At 42.4% G+C, this 26,028-nt stretch carries 23 protein-coding genes, 1 tRNA gene and 1 other RNA gene; 22 read left to right on the top strand and 3 right to left on the bottom strand.

The genetic code is table 11. The features are described 5' to 3' along the window. Nucleotides 1-9 precede the first annotated feature (9 nt). The 7 genes from NFR56_RS05360 to whiA all read left to right on the top strand — a co-directional run bounded on the left by NFR56_RS05360 (nt 10) and on the right by whiA (nt 4,962). Nucleotides 10-141, top strand: coding sequence for a DUF4044 domain-containing protein (locus tag NFR56_RS05360; RefSeq protein WP_003011566.1), 132 nt, complete (start codon nt 10-12; stop codon nt 139-141). A 33-nt stretch (nt 142-174) separates the two neighbouring features. After that, entirely contained in the window at nt 175-1,488 is a 1,314-nt protein-coding gene (gene obgE, locus NFR56_RS05355; protein WP_023917726.1) for a GTPase ObgE, read from the top strand. A gap of 51 nt (nt 1,489-1,539) precedes the next feature. Further along, nucleotides 1,540-1,704, top strand: coding sequence for a hypothetical protein (locus NFR56_RS05350; protein ID WP_003006512.1), 165 nt, complete (start codon nt 1,540-1,542; stop codon nt 1,702-1,704). 18 nt (nt 1,705-1,722) lie between these two features. After that, on the top strand, nt 1,723-2,106 hold the full coding sequence (locus NFR56_RS05345) for a RidA family protein (RefSeq protein ID WP_003006514.1): 384 nt from the start codon (nt 1,723-1,725) through the stop codon (nt 2,104-2,106). A gap of 77 nt (nt 2,107-2,183) precedes the next feature. After that, nucleotides 2,184-3,074 (top strand): RNase adapter RapZ, encoded by an 891-nt coding sequence (rapZ, locus tag NFR56_RS05340; protein ID WP_251458032.1) that lies wholly within the window; start codon nt 2,184-2,186, stop codon nt 3,072-3,074. Then, complete coding sequence (locus NFR56_RS05335) at nt 3,071-4,048, top strand: YvcK family protein (RefSeq protein WP_003017791.1); 978 nt, start codon at nt 3,071-3,073, stop codon at nt 4,046-4,048. Before rapZ ends, NFR56_RS05335 begins: the two co-directional genes overlap by 4 nt. Continuing rightward, a complete protein-coding gene (gene whiA / locus NFR56_RS05330; RefSeq protein WP_003006525.1) occupies nt 4,045-4,962 on the top strand; it encodes a DNA-binding protein WhiA in 918 nt (305 codons plus the stop codon). The genes NFR56_RS05335 and whiA overlap by 4 nt, the downstream gene beginning before the upstream one ends. Before the next feature lie 454 nt (nt 4,963-5,416). Here whiA and NFR56_RS05325 read toward each other — a convergent pair whose 3' ends face one another. Then, nucleotides 5,417-6,385, bottom strand: coding sequence for an NAD(P)/FAD-dependent oxidoreductase (locus NFR56_RS05325; RefSeq protein WP_251458029.1), 969 nt, complete (start codon nt 6,383-6,385; stop codon nt 5,417-5,419). Nucleotides 6,386-6,563: 178 nt separating this feature from the next. Here NFR56_RS05325 and rpsU point away from each other — a divergent pair, with 178 nt between their 5' ends. Then, nucleotides 6,564-6,740 (top strand): 30S ribosomal protein S21, encoded by a 177-nt coding sequence (rpsU, locus tag NFR56_RS05320; protein ID WP_000048054.1) that lies wholly within the window; start codon nt 6,564-6,566, stop codon nt 6,738-6,740. Between the two features lie 100 nt (nt 6,741-6,840). Here rpsU and mscL read toward each other — a convergent pair whose 3' ends face one another. Next, nucleotides 6,841-7,221, bottom strand: a complete 381-nt coding sequence (gene mscL, locus NFR56_RS05315; RefSeq protein ID WP_021152922.1) for a large conductance mechanosensitive channel protein MscL — start codon at nt 7,219-7,221, stop codon at nt 6,841-6,843. 214 nt (nt 7,222-7,435) lie between these two features. On the opposite strand from mscL, the gene dnaG reads away from it, so the two are divergent. From dnaG to lepB, 11 genes are all read left to right on the top strand, one after another. Beyond that, entirely contained in the window at nt 7,436-9,214 is a 1,779-nt protein-coding gene (gene dnaG, locus NFR56_RS05310) for a DNA primase (RefSeq protein WP_251458026.1), read from the top strand. A gap of 2 nt (nt 9,215-9,216) precedes the next feature. Beyond that, complete coding sequence (rpoD, locus tag NFR56_RS05305) at nt 9,217-10,326, top strand: RNA polymerase sigma factor RpoD (protein WP_021152924.1); 1,110 nt, start codon at nt 9,217-9,219, stop codon at nt 10,324-10,326. A gap of 269 nt (nt 10,327-10,595) precedes the next feature. Beyond that, entirely contained in the window at nt 10,596-10,925 is a 330-nt protein-coding gene (locus tag NFR56_RS05300) for a metal-sulfur cluster assembly factor (protein WP_004220168.1), read from the top strand. A gap of 171 nt (nt 10,926-11,096) precedes the next feature. Then, nucleotides 11,097-11,804 carry an ABC transporter ATP-binding protein gene (locus NFR56_RS05295; RefSeq protein ID WP_251458023.1) on the top strand — a complete coding sequence of 236 codons (708 nt, stop codon included), beginning with the start codon at nt 11,097-11,099 and terminating at the stop codon, nt 11,802-11,804. A 9-nt stretch (nt 11,805-11,813) separates the two neighbouring features. Continuing rightward, nucleotides 11,814-12,608 (top strand): hypothetical protein, encoded by a 795-nt coding sequence (locus tag NFR56_RS05290; protein WP_251458020.1) that lies wholly within the window; start codon nt 11,814-11,816, stop codon nt 12,606-12,608. Nucleotides 12,609-12,711: 103 nt separating this feature from the next. Next, nucleotides 12,712-13,060: a transfer-messenger RNA gene (gene ssrA, locus NFR56_RS05285) on the top strand. Between the two features lie 10 nt (nt 13,061-13,070). Next, nucleotides 13,071-13,158, top strand: a tRNA-Ser gene (locus NFR56_RS05280). Nucleotides 13,159-13,241: 83 nt separating this feature from the next. Then, a complete protein-coding gene (locus NFR56_RS05275) occupies nt 13,242-16,343 on the top strand; it encodes a DNA polymerase III subunit alpha (protein WP_251458017.1) in 3,102 nt (1,033 codons plus the stop codon). An 83-nt stretch (nt 16,344-16,426) separates the two neighbouring features. Next, nucleotides 16,427-17,440 (top strand): 6-phosphofructokinase, encoded by a 1,014-nt coding sequence (pfkA, locus tag NFR56_RS05270; RefSeq protein ID WP_021152956.1) that lies wholly within the window; start codon nt 16,427-16,429, stop codon nt 17,438-17,440. A gap of 69 nt (nt 17,441-17,509) precedes the next feature. Beyond that, on the top strand, nt 17,510-19,015 hold the full coding sequence (gene pyk / locus NFR56_RS05265) for a pyruvate kinase (protein WP_021152957.1): 1,506 nt from the start codon (nt 17,510-17,512) through the stop codon (nt 19,013-19,015). Between the two features lie 165 nt (nt 19,016-19,180). Continuing rightward, a complete protein-coding gene (gene lepB / locus NFR56_RS05260; protein ID WP_214255159.1) occupies nt 19,181-19,741 on the top strand; it encodes a signal peptidase I in 561 nt (186 codons plus the stop codon). Nucleotides 19,742-19,828: 87 nt separating this feature from the next. On the opposite strand, the gene NFR56_RS05255 is transcribed toward lepB, so the two are convergent. Further along, complete coding sequence (locus NFR56_RS05255) at nt 19,829-21,022, bottom strand: cation diffusion facilitator family transporter (RefSeq protein ID WP_031576616.1); 1,194 nt, start codon at nt 21,020-21,022, stop codon at nt 19,829-19,831. 198 nt (nt 21,023-21,220) lie between these two features. Between NFR56_RS05255 and pcrA the strand changes: the two genes are divergently transcribed. From pcrA to NFR56_RS05240, 3 genes are all read left to right on the top strand, one after another. After that, the gene (gene pcrA / locus NFR56_RS05250) at nt 21,221-23,506 is read left to right on the top strand and encodes a DNA helicase PcrA (protein ID WP_049472276.1); all 2,286 of its coding nucleotides are present in this window, start codon (nt 21,221-21,223) and stop codon (nt 23,504-23,506) included. 369 nt (nt 23,507-23,875) lie between these two features. Then, nucleotides 23,876-25,150, top strand: coding sequence for a DUF2130 domain-containing protein (locus tag NFR56_RS05245; protein ID WP_247913643.1), 1,275 nt, complete (start codon nt 23,876-23,878; stop codon nt 25,148-25,150). 3 nt (nt 25,151-25,153) lie between these two features. After that, on the top strand, nt 25,154-25,954 hold the full coding sequence (locus tag NFR56_RS05240) for an alpha/beta fold hydrolase (protein WP_420910733.1): 801 nt from the start codon (nt 25,154-25,156) through the stop codon (nt 25,952-25,954). The last annotated feature ends 74 nt before the right edge of the window (nt 25,955-26,028 follow it).

Raw genomic sequence — 26,028 nt, 5'->3', positions numbered from 1 at the left:
GTATTAGAAGTGGCTTTTGGAGATAACGGAAAACGTAAAAAAACACCATTTGAAATGATCACGATGGTCGTCATTGTGATTATGTTGATTGTAACGGTTGGTGCAATCTTTGCAACCGCAATTGGTGCTCTTTCTTACTAAGACGCACGCAGAAATAAAGGAAATCATCTATTTATGAGTATGTTTTTAGATACAGCCAAGATTAAGGTCAAGGCTGGAAATGGCGGCGATGGCATGGTGGCTTTTCGTCGCGAAAAATATGTCCCTAATGGCGGACCTTGGGGTGGTGATGGAGGTCGTGGTGGCAATGTCATCTTTGTAGTAGACGAAGGCTTGCGTACCTTGATGGACTTCCGTTATAACCGACATTTCAAAGCCCAAAATGGGGAAAAAGGAATGACCAAAGGGATGCACGGACGGGGAGCAGAAGATCTCTATGTACGAGTCCCTCAAGGAACGACCGTCCGAGATGCTGAGACTGGCAAGGTCATTACGGACCTAGTTGAAAATGGACAAGAGTACATTGTTGCACACGGTGGCCGTGGCGGACGTGGAAATATTCGTTTTGCCACTCCTAAAAATCCAGCACCAGAGATTTCTGAAAATGGAGAGCCTGGTCAGGAACGCGAACTTGAATTAGAACTCAAGGTCTTGGCAGATGTTGGTTTGGTTGGCTTCCCTTCTGTTGGGAAATCTACCCTTCTTAGTGTCATCACTTCAGCCAAACCAAAGATTGGAGCTTATCATTTCACTACCATCGTTCCAAATTTGGGAATGGTTCGGACGCCATCAGGTGAATCGTTTGCAGTCGCAGACCTTCCTGGATTGATTGAAGGAGCTAGCCAAGGAGTCGGACTAGGAACCCAGTTCCTTCGCCACATCGAGCGCACACGAGTTATCTTGCATGTTATTGATATGTCAGCGAGTGAAGGACGCGATCCTTACGAAGATTATGTTCAAATCAATAAAGAGCTTGAAACTTATAATCTTCGTTTGATGGAGCGACCTCAGATTATCGTGGCAAATAAAATGGATATGCCAGAAAGTCAAGAAAACTTGAAAGAGTTCAAGAAGAAATTGGCAGCCAATTACGATGAGTTTGATGAACTGCCACAGATCTTCCCGATCTCTAGTTTGGCGCATCAAGGTTTGGATAACTTGTTAGAAGCAACGGCAGAATTGTTAGATAAAACGCCAGAATTCCTCTTGTATTCAGAAGACGAAATGGCTCAAGAAGAAGTCTACTATGGCTTTGATGAAGACCAGCCAGCCTTTGACATCAGTCGGGATGACGATGCCGCTTGGGTCTTGTCTGGTGAAAAACTTGAAAAACTCTTTAATATGACGAATTTCGATCGGGATGAAGCGGTCATGAAATTTGCTCGTCAATTGCGTGGCATGGGTGTTGATGAAGCTCTCCGTGCGCGTGGGGCAAAAGATGGCGATATTGTCCGGATCGGTAAATTTGAATTTGAGTTTGTAGATTAGGATAGATCCCCAGAGGATCAAGGATTCCAAATAAGAAGTGAGGCTTTTTCAGTGGGAGATAAACCAATATCTTTTCGAGATGAAAATGGAAATTTTGTTTCAGCAGCCGATGTTTGGAATGCTGAAAAACTAGAAGAACTCTTTAATACGCTAAATCCTAAGCGGAAATTGCGCTTACAAAGGGAAAAATTAGCAAAAGAAAATCAGCAGAAGTAAATAGACTTGGAGAATACTATGGCAAAAACAATTCATACAGATAAAGCACCCGCAGCAATTGGACCTTATGTTCAAGGGAAAATCGTAGGCAATCTTCTCTTCGCAAGCGGACAAGTTCCCTTGTCACCTGAAACAGGTGAAATCATTGGCGAAACCATCCAAGAACAAACAGAGCAAGTCTTAAAGAACATTGGGGCTATTTTGGAAGAGGCTGGGACAGACTTCGACCACGTGGTGAAAACCACTTGTTTCTTAAGTGATATGAATGACTTTGTACCTTTTAATGAGGTCTATAAAACAGTCTTTACTACAGAGTTTCCAGCTCGGTCTGCTGTTGAAGTAGCACGCCTGCCACGTGATGTGAAGGTTGAAATTGAAGTTATTGCGGAAATCAAAGCCTAATAACCATTCAAAGACAAAAAGACAGAGTGGAGAGCAGGAAACTGTAGGCCACTCTGTTTTATTTATGGGAGGAGAAAATGACAGAAAGTAAGATTCAACTGGTCATGGTAACAGGGATGAGCGGTGCTGGAAAGACCGTCGCCATCCAATCGTTTGAGGATTTGGGTTACTTTACCATCGATAATATGCCACCGGCGCTCTTGCTGAAATTTATTGAGCTCATGCGCCACAGTCCCGATAACAATAAATTAGCCGTTGTTGTGGACATGCGGAGCCGTTCTTTTTTCAATGAAATTCGCACCATTTTGGATGAATTGGATAACCAAGAAGACCTCGATTTCAAGGTCTTGTTCTTGGATGCCACTGACAGTGAGTTGGTAGCACGATACAAGGAAACTCGTCGTAGTCACCCACTAGCGGCAGATGGCCGTGTCTTGGATGGGATTGCCTTAGAGCGCGAACTCTTGTCACCATTAAAAAATATCAGTCAAAATGTGGTGGATACGACTGAGTTGACGCCTCGTAACCTGAGAAAAACGATCGCAGAACAATTTGCCAGTCAAGATAATCAGCCAGATTTTCGGGTTGAGGTCATGTCATTTGGGTTTAAATATGGCCTTCCGATCGATGCTGATCTCGTTTTTGACGTGCGTTTTCTTCCGAATCCCTACTACAAATTGGAACTTCGGAATTTAACCGGTCAAGATCCAGCAGTCTATGATTATGTCATGGATCATCCTGAATCGGAGGACTTTTACCGTCACCTCCATGACTTGATCGTTCCGATTTTACCGTCCTATAAACGGGAGGGTAAATCTGTTCTCACCATCGCCATGGGTTGCACCGGTGGGCAACACCGTTCAGTTGCCTTTGCAGAGCGCTTAGCGCATGATTTAGAAAAAAATTGGCAAGTCAATTGCAGTCATAGAGACAAAGACAGACGGAAAGAAACGGTGAATCGCTCATGAGAAAACCTAAAGTAACTGTTATTGGAGGAGGGACAGGGATTTCTGTTATTCTCGATAGTCTGAGAAAGAAACCGGTCGATATTACTGCCATCGTAACCGTTGCAGATGATGGTGGGAGTTCAGGTGAATTGCGGAAGAACATCCAAAAATTAACACCACCTGGGGATCTTCGAAATGTCTTGGTTGCTATGTCAGATATGCCTCGTTTTTATGAGAAAGTCTTTCAATACCGCTTTGCGGACGATGATGGGCCTTTGGCTGGGCACCCTTTGGGAAACTTGATCATTGCAGGGATTTCAGAGATGCAAGGCTCGACCTACAACGCCATGCAGTTGTTAACCAAATTCTTTCATACGACCGGCAAGATCTATCCTTCCAGTGATAGTCCCTTGACCCTTCATGCCGTTTTTCAAGATGGAAAAGAGGTGGTAGGAGAAAGCCACATTGCCAACTACACCGGCATGATTGATCATGTTTATGTGACCAATACCTTTGATCAAGAGCGTCCAAAGGCTAGTAAGAAAGTGGTGGAAGCGATTCTTGAAAGTGACATGGTCGTCTTGGGTCCTGGTTCGCTCTTTACCTCGATCCTTCCTAATTTGATGATCGATGAGATTGGGAAAGCCATCCTTGAAACCAAGGCTCAGGTGGCCTATGTTTGCAATATCATGACCCAAAGAGGGGAGACAGAACACTTCACAGACAGTGACCACGTTGCCGTTCTCCACAAACATTTAGGAGAGAAGTTCATCGATACCGTCCTTGTCAATATCAATCAGGTTCCCGCAGCTTATATGAACAGCAATAAATTTGATGAATACTTGGTCCAGGTAGAGCACGATTTTAAGGGGTTGCACTCGCAAGTTCCTCAAGTGATTTCTTCCGATTTCTTGAAGTTAGTCAATGGTGGCGCCTTTCATGATGGTGAAAAAGTGGTCGAAGAGCTGATGCAGATCGTGCAGGTGAGAAAATGAGTTTTACGGTTCGTGTCAAAGAAGAATTATTGTCTCTCAAGCGATTTGAAAAGAGTGAATTAGCTGCTATTATCAAGATGTCTGGGAGCCTCGGCATATCAATGGGCGGCTTGACGCTCTCGGTAACGACAGAAAATGCCAAGATTGCTCGCCATATCTATGAATTATTGCATCATTTTTATGAGGCCAAATCAGATATTCGCCACCATCAAAAAACCAATTTGAAAAAGAATCGTGTCTACACAGTATTCTTGGATGAAAAGGTAGAAGAAATTTTAGCTGACTTGCATTTGGCAGATGCCTTCTTTGGGATTGAGACAGGCATTGATGCTAGTGTTTTAGAAGATGAAGTAGCTAGTCGTGCTTATCTTCGGGGAGCTTTTCTGTCGAGTGGTTCGATAAAAGATCCTGAAAAAGGGAAGTACCAGCTGGAAATTCATTCTGTTTATACAGACCACGCGGAAGGAATTGCCCTTCTCATGCAAGGATTTTTACTAGATGCGAAAACCATCGAGCGGAAAAAAGGAGTGGTGACCTATCTGCAACGAGCGGAAGATATTATTGATTTTCTCATTGTCGTAGAGGCCATGCAAGCCATGCAGGAATTTGAGTCCATCAAGGTCATGAGAGAGACGCGTAATGACCTCAATCGGGCCAATAATGCCGAGATGGCCAATATCCAGCGCACAGTCACAGCCAGTATGAAAACCATCAATAATATCAGTAAAATTGTGGATACGGTCGGTCTAGGGAGTTTACCAAGTGACTTGCAAGAAGTTGCCTATATCCGGATGAACCATCCAGATTATTCCATCCAGCAGATTGCGGATAGTTTGCAACAACCTATTTCAAAAAGCGGTGTCAATCACCGCTTGCGTAAGATCAATAAGATCGCAGACGATTTAGACAAATAAAAAAGGCCAAGGGCCTTTCATAATGAGGATAAAGTCTTTTTAAAAACTTTCCTTAGGTGAGTACGGACGTCAGCAAACTTCATAGAAGTTCCATGACTAAATCAAGATACTAAGGGCGTCTGCGGATCAAGTCAAAATAGGAAGTTTGACGCAGAAACCTTAGGTTCTAGGAAAACTTATCTTTTTGACACAAGCCGCAGCCCGTGTTCAATTCGTATTGAGCCCCTTCGCTCTTTATTTTCTGGGCTCAGGCTAAAACAGTTTCCCAAACTGTTTTACTCTCAAAACTCCCGAGTGCCTGAAACGTATTGTTTCAGGCACTTTTCTCACAGCGGAAAGTTTTTATTTTTTCTTGATTCATTCTAAAAATAGGAACTCATTTTTACTTACTTGCAGAATCGATTAACTTAAAATAGTTTGACTTCAATTTAAAAAAGACCAAAGGCCTTTTTTATTATAAACTGGTTGAGTGGGTTGGTTGGACTTTCTTATCTGGATAGATGTAGTTGATGGCATTGTTTACAGCTGTTGGGGCTTCTCCCAGACCTGTAGCAATGAGATCGATCTTTCCTTCATAGAAGCAGCAGTCTCCACAAGCATAAATTCCAGGAAGGCTGGTTTCTTGTTTTTGGTTGACCTTGATTTTATGGCGTTGCAATTCTACACCCCATTCTTTCAAGTTTCCGATTGAAGATTTAAAGCCATAGTTGACAAATAAGTGATCAATCGGAATGAGTTCGGTTTCATCGGTTTTAACTTTTGTGATTTCAAGATGAGTGGCATGACCATTTTCGCCAATCAAGCAGCTAGGAATAAATGGTGTTTTAATGCTAACAGAAGATTGTTTGAGTTCTTCTACACTATGTTCTAAAGCACGGAAGTTATCCCGACGATGAATGATCGTAGTTGGAGCAATCTTGTCAAAAGCAAGAGCCCAGTCTACAGCAGAGTCTCCACCACCAAGGACGGTCACCTGCTGTCCTTCATATTGTTGGATGTTCGAAACATGATAGTGGACGTTATCAAAGTCTTCAGCTCCCTCAATGTCAAGGGCGCGTGGCTTAAAGGCACCACCGCCCATGGCAATAATGACTGCTTTAGACTGATGCAGTTGGCGAGAAGTAGTGATGGTGAAGAGGTCGCCTTCTTTTCGAATATCCTCTACAGTTTCATTGAGAAAGATCGGTGTATCAAACCGTTTGACTTGCTCGATCAAGCGGTTGCTCAATTCTTCACCAGTTAAATTGGTAAAGCCAGGTACATCGAGGATACTCTTTTCTGGATAGAGAATAGCTGGTTGCCCTCCCAGTTGAGGTAAGGAATCAATCAGTTTGACTTTTACTTGGCGCATATTGCCATAAAAAGCAGCAAACAGACCAACTGGTCCGCCCCCAACAATTGTAATATCATAAATTTCTGACATAGTATCTCCTTCAGGGTTTTCTTTGTTTCCATTGTATCATAAAATGGGAAGAATGAAAAAGTTGGAAAAAGAAATGATATGAAGGCTAGGAGGGCTAGAAAAGTTTCAAAAGATCTTGACAGCGTCCTTAAAGTGTGATAAAATTATTAAGATTTTAGGCTTGAAGGGAGTGAAAAATATGTCAAAAACAGTAGTACGTAAGAATGAATCTCTTGACGATGCTCTTCGTCGTTTCAAACGTGCGGTTACTAAAGCTGGTACTCTTCAAGAAACACGCAAACGTGAATTCTATGAAAAACCTTCTGTAAAACGTAAACGTAAATCAGAAGCAGCTCGTAAACGTAAAAAATTCTAATTGAATACAAGAACAGACTTCGGTCTGTTTTTTGTTTTTTTCATCCGTTAAAGACAAAAAAACCGATCTTCTAGCTAGAAGATCGGATCTTTTTATCTGATTATTTGTTTGCAAGCAAGTCGCGGATTTCAGTAAGCAACTCTTCTTGAGTAGGAGCAGGAGCTTCTTCTTCGACAGCTTCTTCTTTTTTACCAAGGTTTTGAGCTTTTTCAGCAGCTTTCACTACGAAGAAAAGAACAGTACCAACAACAAGGAAGTTGATCACAGCGCTCAAGAAGCTACCGTATGCAACACCGTTCCATGACAAATTAGCAATCTTATCAACACCAGCAGCTTTCATAGCTGGTTTCAAAATAAGTGGAGTGATGATATCGTTAACAAGTGATGTTACGATAGCTCCAAATGCAGCTCCGATAACGACTGCTACAGCAAGGTCAACAATATTCCCACGAAGGAGAAAAGCTTTCAAATCTTTTAACATATCCTAAATATGTCCTTTCATAATAATTTTTTACTATGATAGTATAACGGAAAAATATTCGACTGACAAGGAATATGCCTCATTTTTTAAAATTAGTGATAAAGGTTGAAAATCTTTTCTTTTATGTGTGAAATCGGTAGGAAAAAATTTACTTTTACTAACTTTTAGTATAAAATATAAAGTGATAATCTATGGTAAAATGGAGGCACTGTTTATGGTTGATAAAGAGCTAATTGCAGAAATTAAAAACAGTGTAAACATTGTTGAAGTTATTGGAGAAGTTGTTTCTTTGACCAAGGCTGGCCGTAATTTTTTAGGGCTCTGTCCTTTTCATGGTGAAAAGACTCCTTCTTTTAATGTCGTTGAAGACAAGCAGTTTTACCATTGTTTCGGATGTGGTCGCTCGGGAGATGTCTTTAAGTTTATTGAGGAATACCGTGGAGTCGCTTTTATGGATGCGGTTCAGATCGTAGCAGAAAAAGCGGGTATTGCGCTTCAGTACCAAGCAAGGCCGGCTCAACCAACGTCTATCAATCCCAACCAAGAACTTTATGAGATTCATCAGGAAGCCAGTAAGTTCTACCAGGCGATTCTGATGACGACAAAGATGGGAGAAGAAGCGCGAAATTATCTGCATGAACGTGGTCTGACGGATGAGGTCATCCGACATTTTCAATTGGGCTTAGCCCCAGCAGAAGGGAATTATCTCTATCGAAATCTCTCTGAGAAGTTCTCTGAGAAAGTGATTACCGATTCGGGGTTATTCACAATCTCAGATACTGGAACAGTTTTTGATGCCTTTCAGGATCGGATTATGTTCCCTTTGACGGATGATAGTGGACGTGTCATTGCTTTTTCTGGTAGGCTGTGGAAACTAACGGATGATGGCAGTCATCAAGCCAAGTACAAGAATAGTCGAAGTACCCGTCTATTTAATAAGAGTTATGAACTTTATCATTTGGATCAAGCTAAGACGAGCGCCAAAAAGCAACATGAAATGTATATCATGGAAGGCTTTATGGATGTCATTGCGGCTTATCGAGCTGGGATTGAAAATGCAGTCGCCTCTATGGGGACAGCCTTGACACCAGAGCACGTCAAGCACCTGTCTCATTTTACCAAAAAGGTCATTCTGACCTATGATGGGGATAAGGCGGGACTTGAAGCAACCGCTAAGGCTTTGGATGTCTTGCAGGATCTGGAGTTGGAGATCGTCCGTATCCCTGATCAGATGGATCCCGATGAGTACCTCAAAAAGACCTCCCCAGAAGATCTAGCTTCCCTCTTGAAGAATTCGCGGATCAGTAAGGTTGAATTCTTGATGCACTACTGGAAACCCCAGTATATTGAGAACTTACAGGCACAGATTGAGTTTGTCGAGAAGCTGGCACCGATGATCGCCCAGACGCGCTCCATCACAGCGCAAAACACCTATATTTATAAGTTGGCAGATTTATTGCCAGACTTTGATTATTTGCAGATTGAGCAGATTGTCAATAATAGTCGCTTGCATCAACGGCAGGAGGATCAAAGTGGTGGACGATCAAGAACGTCGAATTTTTCAGTCGATCTCCTGCCTAATCGTGGGATGACGCGCTTGATCAAGGCGGAAAATCATTTATTAAGTAGGATGAAAGATTTTCCAATGGTGCTCAATGATTACCGTTTGCGACCTGATTTTGTCTTCGACACACCGGAGTTACAGAGCTTGTATAAATTGCTCTGTCAAAATGGAGAAGTCACATCTCAGGATTTGTCCGAGCAACCTGAAGGGGTCCAGCACGCCTGGTACCGGATGTTAGAAGAAGATTTGCCAGAAGAGATAGCGGATGGTGAATTAGAAGAAGTGGAAGAAACGCGAAATCGTGAGCTTCTTCGCAAAGAAAGTCAGCAAATTGGAAATAAAGTGAAGGAAGCTTCCTCGACAGGGGATGCGGAAAAAGCTTTATTGGAACTCGAGCGTTTGATCGCTCAAAAAAGAAGAATGGAGTAGGAATGGCTAAAGAACAAAAAGATATTACAACATTGGACGTTCAAATTGCAGAGTTTATTCGCAGCCACAAGAAGAGTGGAACTGCAACAGATGATGAAATTAATGACAAGTTGGTTATTCCATTCACACTAGATGCAGATGGGATTGAAGATCTTTTGCAACGTATTCAAGATGCAGGAATTTCGATCACGGATAAAGATGGTAACCCAAGTGCGCGTGTGTTGAACAATGAAGAAGAGCCAGAATTGTCAGATGAGGAATTGCTTGGAAGCAACTCTGCCAAGGTCAACGACCCAGTACGGATGTACTTGAAAGAAATTGGGGTTGTTCCTCTTTTGACCAATGAAGAAGAACAAGAATTGGCTATTTTAGTGGAACAAGGTGATTTGGAAGCTAAGCAACGTCTTGCAGAAGCCAACCTTCGTTTGGTTGTATCCATTGCGAAACGTTACGTTGGTCGTGGAATGCAATTTTTGGATTTGATCCAAGAAGGAAATATGGGCTTGATGAAGGCCGTTGATAAGTTTGACTATACCAAAGGGTTCAAGTTCTCTACCTATGCTACTTGGTGGATTCGTCAGGCCATCACTCGTGCCATTGCAGACCAAGCACGGACCATTCGGATCCCTGTTCACATGGTGGAAACCATTAACAAGTTGGTTCGTGAACAACGCAATCTCTTGCAAGAATTGGGACAAGATCCAACACCAGAACAAATCGCTGAACGTATGGATATGACACCAGACAAAGTGCGTGAAATCTTGAAGATTGCGCAAGAGCCTGTTTCTCTTGAAACTCCAATCGGGGAAGAAGACGATAGCCACTTGGGCGATTTCATCGAAGATGAAGTGATTGAAAATCCAGTAGACTACACCACTCGTGTGGTACTACGCGAACAATTGGATGAAGTCCTCGATACCCTGACTGACCGGGAAGAAAATGTTTTGCGTCTTCGTTTTGGTCTTGATGATGGAAAAATGCGGACCTTGGAAGATGTGGGGAAAGTCTTCAACGTGACCCGTGAACGGATCCGTCAAATCGAAGCCAAAGCCCTCCGCAAACTCCGCCACCCAAGCAGAAGCAAACCACTGCGTGACTTTATAGAGGATTAAAAAGGTCCGGGGGACCTTTTTAACGGTCGCCAAGAAATCAAAAAGCGACCCAGGTCCGGGGGACCTTTTTAACGGCCACCCAAAAATAAGAGGGTGGCCCAAGTCCGAGGGACATTTTTAACCCGAGCCGAAAAATTCGGAAGCGAGGAAGGTCTGGTGGATCTTTTTAACGGTCGCCTAGAAATGAAGAAGCGACCCAGATCCTGCGGATCTTTTTAACCCGAGCCAAGTAATTCTATCGAGAGTAAAATAGCAAAAAAGGAAGTCATATGGCATATACAACTGAGCAAATTGAAGAAATTAAAAATAAAATCTTAAATGCTTTGGAAGAGGTAATCGATCCTGAGCTTGGGATTGATATTGTCAATTTAGGTCTTGTCTACGAGATCCATTTTGATGGTGAAACTGGAGCAACCATCATTGATATGACCTTAACGACCATGGGTTGTCCATTAGCGGATCTTCTGACAGATCAGATTCATGATGTTTTAGCAGAAGTAGAAGAAGTGACATCTGTGGATGTGAAGTTGGTTTGGTATCCTGCTTGGACGGTTGAAAAGATGAGCCGTTATGCACGGATCGCACTTGGAATTAGTTAAACATTCTATGCATAAAAACAAATCAGAGGTTGGGGTTTCCCTAACCTCTGATTTATTTATCCCTGTTTTTTTGGACAAGCATTTACAAATTCTTAGCAAATTTTCAGATAAAGTTGCAATCATCAAGGGGACAAGGTATAATAGCATAAATAGAAAATAAAGGAGATTTACATGAATCAGTATCCTTTGGTCTACTTGGACCATGTGACAAAGAATTATGGGCATGAAGTTGCTCTCATGGATGTTAGTTTGAACATCCAACCTGGCCGTATTATTGGTCTTTTGGGTCCCAATGGTAGTGGAAAAACAACCATCATTAAATTGATCAATGGTTTGTTGCAACCAAGCCTTGGAAATATCTATATTCATGGGCAACTACCATCCCCTGCTTCTAAAAAAGTAGTTTCCTATTTGCCAGATACAACTTATCTGAATGAAAATATGAAAATTGTTGATGCTATTAGCTATTTCCAAGATTTTTATGCAGATTTTAATGTCCAACGAGCTTACCAATTGCTCAACGATTTGCATTTGCATCCAAATCAAAAATTGAACAGCCTTTCAAAAGGGAACAAGGAAAAAGTGCAATTGATTTTGGTGATGAGCCGTGAAGCGGACTTGTATGTTCTTGATGAACCAATCGGTGGGGTTGACCCAGCGGCGCGTGATTATATTTTGCGGACCATTATTCAAAACAGACGTCCAAACTCTTCTGTCTTAATTTCTACTCACTTGATTGCGGATATTGAGCAAGTTTTGGATGAAGCGATTTTCATCAACCAAGGAAGAATCCTCTTGCATGAAAATACGACTGTTATGCGCAATCAACACGGAAAATCAATCGATGAGATCTTCCGTGATCAATTCCGTGTTTATTAGGAGGAACCCATGTTTGGTAAATTATTAAAATATGAATTTAAATCGACAGCTAAGTGGTATTTATTGATCACCCTGATTGCACTAGGTTTGTCAGTGATTACAGGTGTTATTGGTGGAAGTGCTACAAACGGTTTTGTGGATATGGAAACCAATAGTATGCAAATCATAACAGGGACTCTTGGGATTCTCATTTTTGGAGGAGTCATTGGTCTTTATCTTAGCAACTACTATATTATTATCCGTCGTTTCTATTCCAACTTATACGGACGTGAAGGTTACTTGACCTGGACCCTTCCAGCTAGCCCGCATGCGATCATTTTGTCTAAATTTGTGGGAGCTTTAGTAGCGAGTCTTTACTGCCTATTCCTTCTATTTTTTAGTGGTTTTATCACAATACTTGTGATGGGTGCTGTCATTGGACAAGACCTCTCTCCTGTATTTAGTATTATTGCTGAGGCTTTTAGTCATTCTATTGCTTATTGGATTATCGTTTGGTGGATTTTTACCACAGCTTCAGGAATTTTACTATTTTATGTATCGATCGCACTTGGCCAACTCTTCCAAAATCGTCGTGGATTTAAGGCTATTCTGTTTTTCTTTCTTTTGTGCATTGTTTTAAGTATCATTGGTACAGCAGTCAACCCATTAAAAGATTCATATGCTGTCGGGTATGCATTGGTTTATGGAAAGTTTGATGATTTTGGACCTAACTTTATCCCAGGTCTTATCTATGAAGTCATCAAGATTGTTTCTATGTACTTCACGATTCACTATATCAGCAAGTATAAGTTGAATCTTCAATAAGAACAGTTAATTGAACAAGAAGCTCCCCAGTGGAAGCCTTCTTGTTCAATTTTTTTCTTTTGCATTTTTAGATACATTTTGATATACTAATTGTATTCGTTTTGGGGTCGTTACGGATTCGACAGGCATTATGAGGCATATTTTGCAACTCATCTAGCGGATGTAAAACGCCAGTTAAATATAACTGCAAAAAATAATAATTCTTACGCTTTAGCTGCCTAAACACCAGCAGGCGTGACCCGATTCGAATCGCTCGTGTTTGATGACAGGTCTTAATTTTAGCGAGATACGATCTAGCTTGGTCTAGGAGTTAGATAAGAGATTGATAGACTCGCAGGTACAGGGCTTGAGTTATGTGTCATGTAGCTGTTAAATTAAGACATAACCTATGGTTGTAGACAAATATGCTGGCAGGTGTTTGGACGTGGGTTCGACTCCCACCGGCTCCATATTTTTATTCATGGAAGATTACTCAAGAGGCTTAAGAGGCCGTGTTGGAAACGCGGTAGGCGTGTAAAAGCGTGCGTGGGTTCGAATCCCATGTCTTCCGTTGTTGAGACATCATTGTGTAGCAGTGGTGTTTTTTTGTACAAAAGAGAGTCCCAAAAATAGACAAGTGAGGGAGGAGAAAAAGTGATTACGCAGCTAGATACCAAATCAGTCTATACCTTTATGGAAAGCCTTGTGACCATAAAAGACTATGTCCAAGTGGCTAAAAGCATGGGTTATGATGCAGTGGGAATCATGGATGTAGATAATTTGTATGGTGCTTATGAATTTATCGAAGCCTGTCAGGCCCAAAAGCTCAGCCCCTTGGTCGGTTTAGAAATTGGACTAGAGGTAGACAATGTAACAATTCCGTTTCGAATGATCGCCTTGTCAACGAAGGGCTACCAGAATCTGATGAAGATGTCGACCGTCAAAATGATGGGGAAGAGCAATTGGGAGGATGTGAAGCACCTAACAGAAGGAATAGCAGTCATTGTCCCAGCGCCTTTTGCTAGTGGAGCCTTTTCTCTTAGTCTAGATTACTTCATCGGAGTTTTTGCGGATACGCCGGTCCAAGAGTTTAGCCACCCTGTGCTCCCTCTTCATACCGTTCGATTTTTTGAGGCGGAAGATGTAGAAGCCATGCAGATGCTGGCAGCCATCAAGGACAATCAAAGCTTGACAGAAACAGGACCAATTGACCCTACAACAGTCCTAAAAACTCCTCAGGATTTAAAGAGTAATTTTGCAGAGCGATTTCCTCAAGCCATCACAAATCTGGAAAAACTAGTCCAAGGGATTCAATATGATATTGACACCCAGTTGAAATTGCCTCGCTTCAATCCCCAGAAACCAGCTGTTGAGGAACTGAGAGAATTAGCTCAAGCGGGTCTCCTTCGAAAGAACTTGACCAGACCGGTCTATCAAGAACGTCTGGAGCATGAATTAGACATTATTCACCAGATGGGCTTTGATGATTATTTCTTGATTGTCTGGGACCTTCTTCGTTTCGGACGGAGTCAAGGCTATTATATGGGAATGGGACGTGGGTCTGCTGTAGGCTCACTGGTAGCCTACGCCCTAGGGATTACAGGGATTGATCCTGTGGAGAAGAACCTCCTCTTTGAGCGCTTTTTAAATGTGGAGCGCTACACCATGCCGGATATTGATATTGATATTCCTGATATCTATCGTCCAGAATTTATCCGCTATGTGCGAGACCGTTACGGGAGTTACCATGCAGCTCAGATCGTGACCTTTTCAACCTTTGGGGCCAAACAAGCCATTCGAGATGTCTTTAAACGTTTTGGGGTACCAGAGTACGAATTGACCTCCATTACCAAGCGGATTGGCTTTAGGGATACACTGACGACAGCTTATGAACAGAATCTAGCTTTTCGACAAGTGATTCATAGCCGAGCAGATTTTGAGCGTGGCTTTGAAATTGCTAAAAGAATTGAAGGCCAACCAAGGCAGACCTCTATCCATGCGGCTGGGGTTGTGATGAGTGACCAGGATTTGACGGATCACATTCCTCTCAAGTACGGAGAAGACATGTTTGTCACCCAGTATGATGCCCATGCGGTTGAAGCCAATGGTCTGTTGAAGATGGACTTTTTGGGTCTGCGAAATTTAACCTTTGTTCAGAAAATGAAGGAAGCCGTCTATGAAAAGTACCAAGAAGAGATTGTGATTGAAGCCATTGATTTAGAAGATCCAGAAACCTTGGCCTTGTTTGCTGCTGGGGATACCAAGGGGATTTTCCAATTTGAACAGGCTGGAGCCATTCGCCTCTTGAGACGAGTGAGACCCAATCATTTCGAAGAAGTGGTAGCGACCACCTCTCTCAATCGTCCAGGAGCTAGTGATTACATTGATAATTTCGTCAAAAGAAAGCACGGTCAAGAAAAAGTTGAGATTTTAGATCCAGCTATTGAAGAAATCTTAAGGCCCACTTATGGGATCATGCTCTACCAAGAGCAGGTGATGCAGGTTGCCCAGCGTTTTGCAGGCTTTAGTCTAGGGAAAGCCGATATTTTACGTCGGGCTATGGGCAAAAAAAATGCAGCTGAAATGCATCAGATGGAAGACGATTTTGTCTCAGGTGCTCTTAAACTTGGGCATACGGAAGAAAAAGCCAAAGAGGTCTTTGCAATCATGGAAAAATTCGCAGGCTATGGGTTTAACCGTTCCCATGCCTATGCCTATTCTGCCTTGGCCTTTCAGATGGCCTATTTCAAGGTCCATTATCCAGATGTTTTCTTTGATGTCATGCTCAATTATTCGAGTAGTGATTATCTGACAGATGCTCTCCAGTTTGATTTTAAAGTCGCGCCGTTATCCATCAATACCATCCCTTACAGGGATAAGTTCCAGGATCGGAAAATCTACTTGGGAATGAAAAATATCAAGGGACTCCCAAGAGATTTAGCATATTGGATCATTGACAATCGTCCCTTTGAAAGTGTCGAAGATTTTATTTTACGACTACCCAATCAGTATCATAAATTGCCTTTGTTAACACCTTTAGTGGAGCTTGGATTGTTTGATATTTTTGAAAAAAATAGGCGCAAGGTGCTTCACAATTTGCCGAATTTGTTTGTCTTTGCCGATGAGCTAGGTAGTTTGTTTGCGGATTCTAACTATTCCTGGACAGAAGCGGAGGACTTTAGCCAGGCTGAAAAATATGAGAAGGAAGAGGCCATTATTGGTGTCGGGCTCAGTACCCACCCATTGGTTGCGATTGGGCAAACAAGTCCCTACGAGATTCAACCAATTTCACAATTAGTTCAAGGAGAGCAGGCACGCATTCTCATTGAGGTACAAAACATTCGAACCATTCGAACCAAGTCGGGCGATCTCATGGCTTTCTTACAAGTCAGTGATACCAAGAAAAAATTGGATGTGACCCTTTTCCCTGAAACCTACAATCGATTTTCCTCCTTGATAAAAGAAGGTGGCTTTTATTACCTGACAGGGAAGATACAAGAGCGTGATGGGCGCTTGCAGATGATTCTAGCAGAGGCGCAACTGGCAACCAATGAAAAGTTCTGGATCCAGTTGCTCGATCATCGTCAGGATAAAACGATTCTTTCTATCTTGAAAAAATATCCGGGCCCATATCCTGTGATATTACGCTATGAAGACGAGAAAAAAACTCTTCAATTGAAGGGCTATACAGTCCAGAAAAACAAAGAATTGGAAGATGAACTAAAGAATCTCGTTATGAAAACGATTTATCGGTAAAAACTGCGAAAAATACGAGAATTTTAGTCTTCTTTGTGTTATAATTACGTAGAATGTAAAAGAAAAAAGGAGCAAACAACGAAATGAAACGTATTGCTGTTTTAACTAGTGGTGGAGATGCCCCTGGAATGAACGCTGCTATCCGTGCAGTTGTTCGTCAAGCAATTTCAGAAGGAATGGAAGTTTTCGGTATCTATGATGGATATGCGGGAATGGTTGCTGGTAAAATTCAGCCCCTTGACGCCTCATCTGTTGGAGATATTATTTCCCGTGGTGGTACCTTCCTTCATTCAGCTCGTTACCCTGAATTCGCTCAACGCGAAGGTCAATTAAAAGGGATCGAGCAATTGAAGAAACACGGGATCGAAGGTGTTGTCGTTATTGGTGGAGATGGTTCTTACCATGGTGCGATGCGCTTGACTGAGCTTGGATTCCCAGCTGTTGGTCTTCCTGGTACGATCGACAACGATATCGTCGGAACTGACTTTACAATTGGTTTTGATACGGCAGTCACAACTGCAATGGACGCGATCGATAAGATCCGTGATACTTCATCTAGTCACCACCGTACTTTCGTTATCGAAGTGATGGGACGTAACGCTGGAGATATCGCTCTTTGGGCAGGGATTGCATCTGGTGCAGATGAAATCATCATCCCTGAAGAAGGATTCAAGATCGAAGATGTTGTTGAGAGCATCAAAGAAGGTTACGCAAAAGGTCGTACCCACAACATCATTATCTTGGCTGAAGGCGTGATGTCTGCAGATGAATTTGGTAAAGCGTTGAAAGAAGCTGGTGATGAAAGTGACCTTCGTGTGACTGAGCTTGGCCACATCCAACGTGGTGGTTCACCTACTGCGCGTGACCGTGTTCTTGCTTCACGTATGGGAGCACACGCTGTTAAATTGTTGAAACAAGGAATCGGTGGTGTAGCCGTTGGTATCCGCAATGAAAAAATGGTGGAAAATCCAATCCTTGGTAAAGCAGAAGAAGGAGCCCTCTTTAGCTTGACAGAAGATGGTAAGATTGTGGTAAACAATCCACATAAAGCTGATCTTGGTCTTGCCGAGTTGAACCGTAGCTTGTCTTCAATTTAATTTTATTTCATAAATTCGTTAACCTTGTCTTAAAAAGACAGATATATTTAAAAAGGAGTCATATATATCATGAACAAACGTGTAAAAATCGTTGCAACTTTAGGTCCTGCGGTAGAAATCCGTGGTGGTAAAAAATTCGGTGAAGATGGATACTGGGCTGAAAAACTTGACGTTGAAGCTTCAGCACAAAACATTGCTAAATTGATCGAAGCTGGTGCGAACACTTTCCGTTTCAACTTCTCACACGGTGACCACCAAGAACAAGGTGAACGTATGGCGACTGTTAAACGTGCAGAAGAAATCGCTGGTAAAAAAGTTGGTTACCTTCTTGATACAAAAGGTCCTGAAATCCGTACTGAATTGTTCGAAGGCGAAGCTAAAGAATATTCATACAAGACTGGTGAACGTATCCGCGTTGCTACAAAACAAGGCATCAAATCAACTCGTGAAGTGATTGCTTTGAACGTTGCTGGTGCGCTTGACATCTTTGATGACGTTGAAGTTGGACACCAAGTATTGGTTGATGATGGTAAATTGGGTCTTCGCGTTGTAGAAAAAGACGTTGCTAAACGTGAATTTGTTGTTGAAGTTGAAAACGATGGTATCATCGCTAAACAAAAAGGTGTAAACATCCCTAACACTAAGATTCCTTTCCCAGCACTTGCTGAACGCGATAACGACGATATCCGCTTCGGTTTGGAACAAGGTATCAACTTCATCGCGATCTCATTCGTACGTACTGCAAAAGACGTTCAAGAAGTTCGTGCTATCTGTGAAGAAACTGGTAACAGCCACGTTCAATTGTTTGCGAAAATCGAAAACCAACAAGGTATCGAAAACTTGGATGAAATCATCGAAGTTACTGATGGTATCATGATCGCTCGTGGTGACATGGGTATTGAAGTACCATTCGAAATGGTTCCAGTTTACCAAAAAATGATTACTTCTAAAGTAAATGCTGCTGGTAAAGTTGTTATCACTGCAACAAACATGCTTGAAACAATGACTGAAAAACCACGTGCTACTCGTTCTGAAGTATCTGACGTCTTCAACGCGGTTATCGATGGTACTGATGCTACAATGCTTTCAGGTGAATCTGCAAACGGTAAATACCCACTTGAATCTGTAGCTACAATGGCGAAAATCGACATGAACGCTCAAACACTTTTGAAAGAATATGGTCGTTTGAACCCAGCTTCATTCGAACGTAACTCTAAGACAGAAGTTATGGCTTCAGCTGTTAAAGATGCAACAAACTCAATGGATATCAAATTGGTTGTAACATTGACTAAGACAGGTCACACTGCACGTTTGATCTCTAAATACCGTCCAGATGCTGATATCTTGGCATTGACATTTGACGAATTGACTGAACGTGGATTGATGTTGAACTGGGGTGTTATCCCAATGTTGACAGATGCTCCTTCATCAACTGATGATATGTTCGAAATTGCTGAACGTAAAGCAGTTGAAGCTGGTCTTGTTAAATCTGGTGATGATATCGTTATCGTTGCTGGTGTACCAGTTGGAGAAGCTGTTCGTACAAACACAATGCGTATCCGTACAGTACGTTAATAGACAATTTGATCTTAAAGCCTTGCTGGTTGGTCCGAAAGGATTGACCGCGAGGTTTTTCTTTTTCTTCTGGTGTGTGTTGACAAGAATACTCACTAATGCTTACTTTCTCTTTTTTAAAGATCAAAAACATGGTATAATAAATAAAAAGGAAGGGAGACATACATGCCAAGGAGAGATTTAATTAGAAATGTCATCATTGTCGCTGTACTGGTTTTGGCACTGATTTTGCTTCGAATCTTTGTATTTCATCCATTTAGTATCAATGATAAAATGGCCAATGCTTCTGTGAAAACTGGAGATCTTGTGGTAGCGACTAGAAATGCTCAGGTAGATCGCAGTGATTTGGTCTTATACAAGGTCGGTGGAAAAGAATACCTTGGACGTGTCATTGCCAAAGAAAACGACGAAGTCAGCTACGTAGATGATGTCCTCTATTTGAATGGACAGGCAACACCAGAACCTTACCTGAATAAAATGCTCAACAAACACTTAGCTGCTCCAACGAGTAATGGGTATTATACGGATGATTTCTTTTTATCAGAATTAAAAGGGACCAAGGCTGGTCGTGTACCATCCGATACTTACCTAGTCTTAAATGATAACCGTGGAGATACAGAAGATAGCCGTGAGTTTGGTTATATCCATAAAAATCAGATCGAAGGAGTCGTGAATCTACGTCTCTATCCTCTTAATAAATTTGGATTTATAAAAGTAGAAGAATAGCCGAAAGGCTATTTTTTCTTACAAAAAAACTACTGCAAAAAAGAATTGCAATAGCTTTTTATTCTGGTTAGATTGAGGTAGAGGGTTCTATTTTTTCTGTTTACTGGTAATTTGGTGAAAGACCTTTTGCCAGTGTTCATGACGCCGCCAGAGACTGGTATGGATCTGGTCATTTAACTCATAGCGAATCAATTTGGTCTTTTGACTGATAGATTCAATTTCGAAATTCTTAAAGGGAATTTGATGTTCTTCCTGCAAACGGACCAGGTCCTCTTTGTGGCTTTCTTGGCCATACTCATTGATGAGGGTGAAGTTGTCTGCTAGGAGGGTTTGGTATTCCTGCTGAGCCTGCAAGCGTTCCTCATAGGTCTTTAATTTGAGAAGGACATTGTCCAGAATCTCATCTTCAGGGATAGAACTTGGCTCCACATGGACATCGATATCAAAGACGCCAAACTGTTCCTTGAGAAGGCGCTCGACCTCTTCGGTAATAGCATGGCTCTCATAAACAGAGAGGTCTGGATTCATTTCGATGACGACATCTAGGTAAATGTTGCTTCCGTAAGTCCGTCCCCGTTGGGATTTGACCCGGCTGACCTTTGGCAATTCCAGAATAGCCGCCTTGTATTTATCCAGGAGACTTTCATCAAAACCATCGGAGAGGCTGAAGGAGGATTCAATGAAAATGTCGTAGGCAGTTTTTAGGATAAAGAAGGTAATAACGATGGCCACTAATTGGTCCACAATCGGATAGTTAAGAGCACTAGCTCCAATCGCAACAGAGGTTCCTAAAGAAGTGACCACGTCAGACAGGTTGTCTTTGGCAGCTGCCTTGAGGGCCTTGGATTGAGCTTTCTTAGCTAAAGTCCGGTTATAAAGATAGACCGCAAACATGACAAGGGCTGATCCAACTCCGACAATGGCCCCTAAAGGATCAATGACAGTGGTTTCCCTACTGAGGATTTTCTGAACGGTATCTCGTAGGACATCGAAGCCCACATAAAACATGATGATGGAAGTTACCAGGCTAGCTAGATCTTCAATCTTCCAATGACCAAATCGGTGGTCGCGGTCAGCTGGCTGGCGGGCCATGCGAATGCCGATGAGAAGGGCGACGTTACTGATAATATCGGATAAGTTATTAAAACCATCCGCGACCAAACTGGAGGAGTGAAGGAGATGTCCTGTTGCTAATTTAGCTGCGGAAAGAATCAGGTAGGCGACAATACTGATCAGGGCTCCACGTTCGGCTAGTTTTAAATTACTTTGTGATTGATTCACTGATAACTCCTCCAGACTTCTGTAGATTTCCTCCTAAGCGAAAAACTTGGATCGTTGTTAATGAGGAAATATTCGTTCTTCTTAAGCCTTTATTATAGCCTTTTTGAGTGCAAAATTCAAATGATGCCAACTGTTTCCAAAAGGAGAAAGGGCGAAAATGTGGTATAATAGAACGATTGAATGAATGAGGAGTATGAGATGAATCCTTTATTGAATGGTATGAATGATCGCCAGGCAGAGGCGGTCCAAACGACAGAAGGTCCCCTTTTGATCATGGCGGGAGCTGGTTCTGGTAAGACACGTGTCCTGACCCACCGCATCGCTTACTTGATCGATGAAAAAATGGTCAATCCTTGGAATATTTTGGCCATTACCTTTACCAATAAAGCTGCTCGGGAGATGAAGGAGCGGGCTTATCAGTTGAATCCAGCCACCCAAGATTGCTTGATTGCGACCTTCCACTCTATGTGTGTGCGCATCCTTCGTCGAGATGCGGATCATATTGGTTACAATCGTAACTTCACTATTGTCGATCCAGGTGAGCAACGGACCTTGATGAAGCGGATTTTGAAGTCCTTGAATTTGGATCCTAAGAAATGGAATGAACGGACTATTTTGGGGACTATTTCCAATGCTAAAAATGACTTGATCGATGAAGTGGCCTATGCCGCCCAGGCTGGAGATATGTATACCCAGATCGTCGCCAAGTGTTATGAGGCTTACCAAAAGGAACTCCGTCAGTCGGAAGCAGTGGACTTTGATGATTTGATTATGCTGACCTTGCGTCTTTTTGATCAGCATCCAGATGTGCTGACCTATTACCAGCAGAAGTTCCAATACATCCACGTAGACGAGTATCAAGATACTAACCATGCCCAATACCAATTAGTCAAACTTTTGGCTTCACGTTTTAAAAATATCTGTGTCGTTGGGGATGCGGACCAGTCTATTTATGGCTGGCGGGGAGCAGATATGCAGAATATCCTGGACTTTGAGAAGGATTATAAGGAAGCTAAGGTCGTCCTCCTAGAAGAGAATTACCGCTCGACCAAGACGATCTTGCAAGCAGCCAATGATGTCATCAAAAACAATCGCCACCGCCGTCCGAAGAATCTCTGGACCCAAAATGAAGACGGGGAAGAGATTGTCTATTACCGGGCTAATGACGAGCAGGATGAAGCAGTCTTTGTTGCTAAAACCATTGAAGAGCTGAGTCGCGAAGCTGGCTACAAGCACCGTGATTTTGCTGTTCTCTACCGAACCAATGCCCAGTCACGGACCATTGAAGAAGCGCTGCTCAAGTCCAACATTCCTTACACCATGGTAGGGGGCACCAAGTTCTACAGCCGTAAGGAAATTCGAGATGTCATTGCTTATCTGAACTTGATTGCCAATCTCAGTGACAATATCAGTTTTGAGCGAATTATCAATGAACCTAAGCGGGGAATCGGGCCAGGTACAGTGGATAAGATTCGTGACTTTGCTCAAATGCAAGAATCTTCACTCCTGGATGCTTCAGCCAATATCATGCTCTCTGGCATCAAAGGAAAGGCAGCCCAAGCCATCTGGGACTTTGCCAATCTCATTCTTGATTTGAGAGAAAGATTGGACCAGCTGACCATTACAGAGTTGGTCGAAGAAGTCCTTGACAAGACAGGTTATATGACGGCCCTAACCAATCAGGGAAATTTGGAAAGTCAGGCCCGCATCGAGAATATCCAAGAGTTCCTATCTGTTACCAAGAATTTTGATGAAAATGGAGAGACCGTCGAAGACGAATCAGGTGTGGATACCTTGAGTCGTTTCTTGAACGATTTGGCTTTGATTGCCGATACAGACGATGGGGCCCAAGAAACCTCAGAAGTCACCTTGATGACTCTTCATGCAGCCAAGGGATTGGAATTCCCAGTCGTCTTCTTGATTGGGATGGAAGAAAATGTCTTTCCTCTTAGTCGTGCGGCTGAGGATCCAGATGAGTTGGAGGAAGAACGCCGTCTGGCTTATGTAGGGATCACGCGGGCAGAGAAGGTTCTCTTCTTGACCAATGCTAACTCACGTTTGCTCTTTGGACGGACCAGCTACAACCGGCCAACGCGTTTCATCAATGAAATTAGCTCGGATTTATTAACCTACCAAGGATTAGCCCGTCCAGTTAATACCAGCTTTAAAGCTTCTTATAGTAATGGTGGCGGAACGACCTTTGGAAAAGGCATGAGCTTGTCACAAGCCCTTCAAGAGCGCAAGAGACAAGCAGCCCCAAGTACTCTCACATCATCAAGCCTCCCCTTTGGCAATAGTAACCGAGCTGCTGCTAAAGAAAGCGTCGCATGGGCCATTGGAGACATTGCCATTCACAAGAAGTGGGGCGAGGGGACTGTCTTAGAAGTCTCTGGTAGTGGTAGTACCCAAGAGCTCAAGATCAACTTCCCAGAAGTGGGGCTAAAGAAACTCTTAGCCAGTGTCGCGCCGATTGAAAAGAAATAAGTTAAGACCAGGAAGCTAAGTTCACTGTTTCAGATTATAAACAAGTAACATCTTTTCAGAAATTTAAAGTTATTACTGAATGAGACTATTGAAAAAAGATATTTTGGAACTAGTGCAAAATAGATTGAGACTTTTCGCCGTGAGGAAAGCATCGGAAACGTATTAGTTTCTGGTGCTCGGTAGATTTGAGACAGAAGGCTCAAATCTAAGGTATGGAATCCCAAAGGGAGTCGCTACCGTCCGTCCTCACTTAAGGAAAGTCTCAATAGAGAAATGAATATTCAGTTAAAACCAGCAAGCCTCGTTTGCTGGTTTTGATTTTACTGGTGGCATGATATAATATACTAAGAATAGAGAAAGAGGCATGCTATGAACGAAATCAAGTGCCCCAACTGTGGGGAAGTCTTTACAGTCAATGAAAGTCAATACAGCGAACTCTTGTCACAGGTACGGACAGCAGAGTTTGACAAGGAAATTCATGAGCGAATTCGGCAAGAGTTGGCTTTAGCAGAGCAAAAGGCCCTTAATGAGCAGCAAGAGAAGTTAGCAAAGAAGGATCAAGAAATTGCTCAGTTACAAAACCAGATTCAACAGTTTGATACTGAAAAAGAATTGGCTAAAAAAGAGGTGGAGCAAACAGCTAGCCAAAGCCTGCTAGAGAAAGAAAAAGAAGTGCAAGCACTGGAGAATCAGTTGGCCACCTTGCGCTTGGAACATGAAAATCAGCTGCAAAAAACACTGTCTGATCTAGAGAAAGAAAGAGATCAGGTCAAAAATCAGCTCCTATTACAAGAAAAAGAAAACGAGCTTTCTCTGACTTCTGTTAAGCAAAACTACGAAGCCCAACTTAAGGTAGCAAATGAGCAAGTTGAGTTCTATAAGAACTTCAAGGCCCAACAGTCGACCAAGGCCATTGGGGAAAGCTTGGAGCAGTATGCGGAAAGTGAATTCAACAAGGTTCGCAGTTTTGCCTTTCCAAATGCCTATTTTGAAAAGGACAACAAGGTCTCTGCGCGTGGGTCTAAAGGCGACTTTATCTTCCGCGAGTGTGATGAAAATGGAGTGGAGATTATCTCCATTATGTTCGAGATGAAGAATGAAGCTGATGGGACAGAGAAGAAGCATAAGAATGCGGATTTCTACAAGGAGTTGGACAAGGACCGTCGAGAAAAGAACTGTGAATATGCGGTTTTAGTGACCATGCTTGAAGCAGATAACGACTACTTCAACACAGGAATTGTCGATGTTAGCCACGAGTATGAGAAGATGTATGTCGTCCGTCCTCAGTTCTTTATACAGATTATTGGGCTCCTGCGTAATGCGGCCCTCAATTCCCTTAAATACAAGCAGGAATTAGCGCTTGTCCGCGAACAAAATATCGATATCACCCACTTTGAAGAAGACCTAGATGCCTTTAAAGTAGCCTTTGCTAAGAACTACAATTCAGCTTCCGTCAACTTCGGTAAGGCCATTGATGAAATCGATAAGGCCATCAAACGGATGGAAGAAGTTAAGAAGTTCTTGACTACATCAGAAAATCAACTTCGTCTCGCTAATAACAAGCTAGATGATGTTTCTGTAAAAAAATTGACACGGAAAAATCCAACCATGAAAGCTAAGTTTGATGCTCTGAAAGGAGAATAATCTTTGTATTCAGCTAAGAACGCTACCTTGTCCATGAATGGGAAAACCATGGACTATGTAACATTTGGAAAAGGTAAACAGCCATTAGTGATCATACCAGGCTTGGGGGATGGGTTACAGACCGTTAAAGGAAAGGCACAACTCTTTTCTCTCTCGTATCGTCTACTTGCTAAGCGATATAAGATCTATGTTTTTTCTCGAATCAATGAGTTGAGGCAGGGCTATACGACGCGGGATATGGCAGCAGATGTAGCAGAAGCAATGGAGGCACTGCACTTAGATACCGCTTATGTTATGGGGATTTCACAAGGTGGAATGATTGCCCAATGGTTGGTGGCGGATTTCCCTGAAAAGGTTCAAAAGCTCATCTTAGCCGTAACCACTGCAAAACCTAGTCAACTTGCTAGAGAACGAATTGAGCATTGGCAAAAACTTAGTCAATCTGGAAATTTTAAGCATCTCATGCTGGATATTGCAAAGCATTCCTTCACGCAAAAGAGTTATCAAAAGTGGCGGTTGCTTTATAATATTATGGGTCGCTTGGGGCGAATCAAAGATGAAAATAGAATAGCCATTCAGTCTCAGTCTTGCCTGGAACATAATAGCCTGGAGGTCTTAAAAGAAATTCAATGTCCGACCTTGGTCCTTGGTGCACTTGAAGATGATGTGATCGGTGTGAACGATTCCAAGGAACTGGCAAAAGCGATTTCGGGTTGTCAACTCCTCATTCTTAAGCACTCTGGGCATGCTCTTTATGAAGAAAATAAAGCATTTCAAGAGGTTGTCTGTGAATTCTTAAACTAAAAAAGAGAGTGGGACAGAAATCGGTAATTCGTTAGAATTCGATTTCGTCGTCCCACCTCCGCACAGTTGAGTAG

This window comes from Streptococcus caecimuris, from assembly GCF_943193075.1.
Lineage (GTDB): Bacteria > Bacillota > Bacilli > Lactobacillales > Streptococcaceae > Streptococcus > Streptococcus caecimuris.
This window is presented reverse-complemented; position numbering and strand designations above follow the sequence as displayed.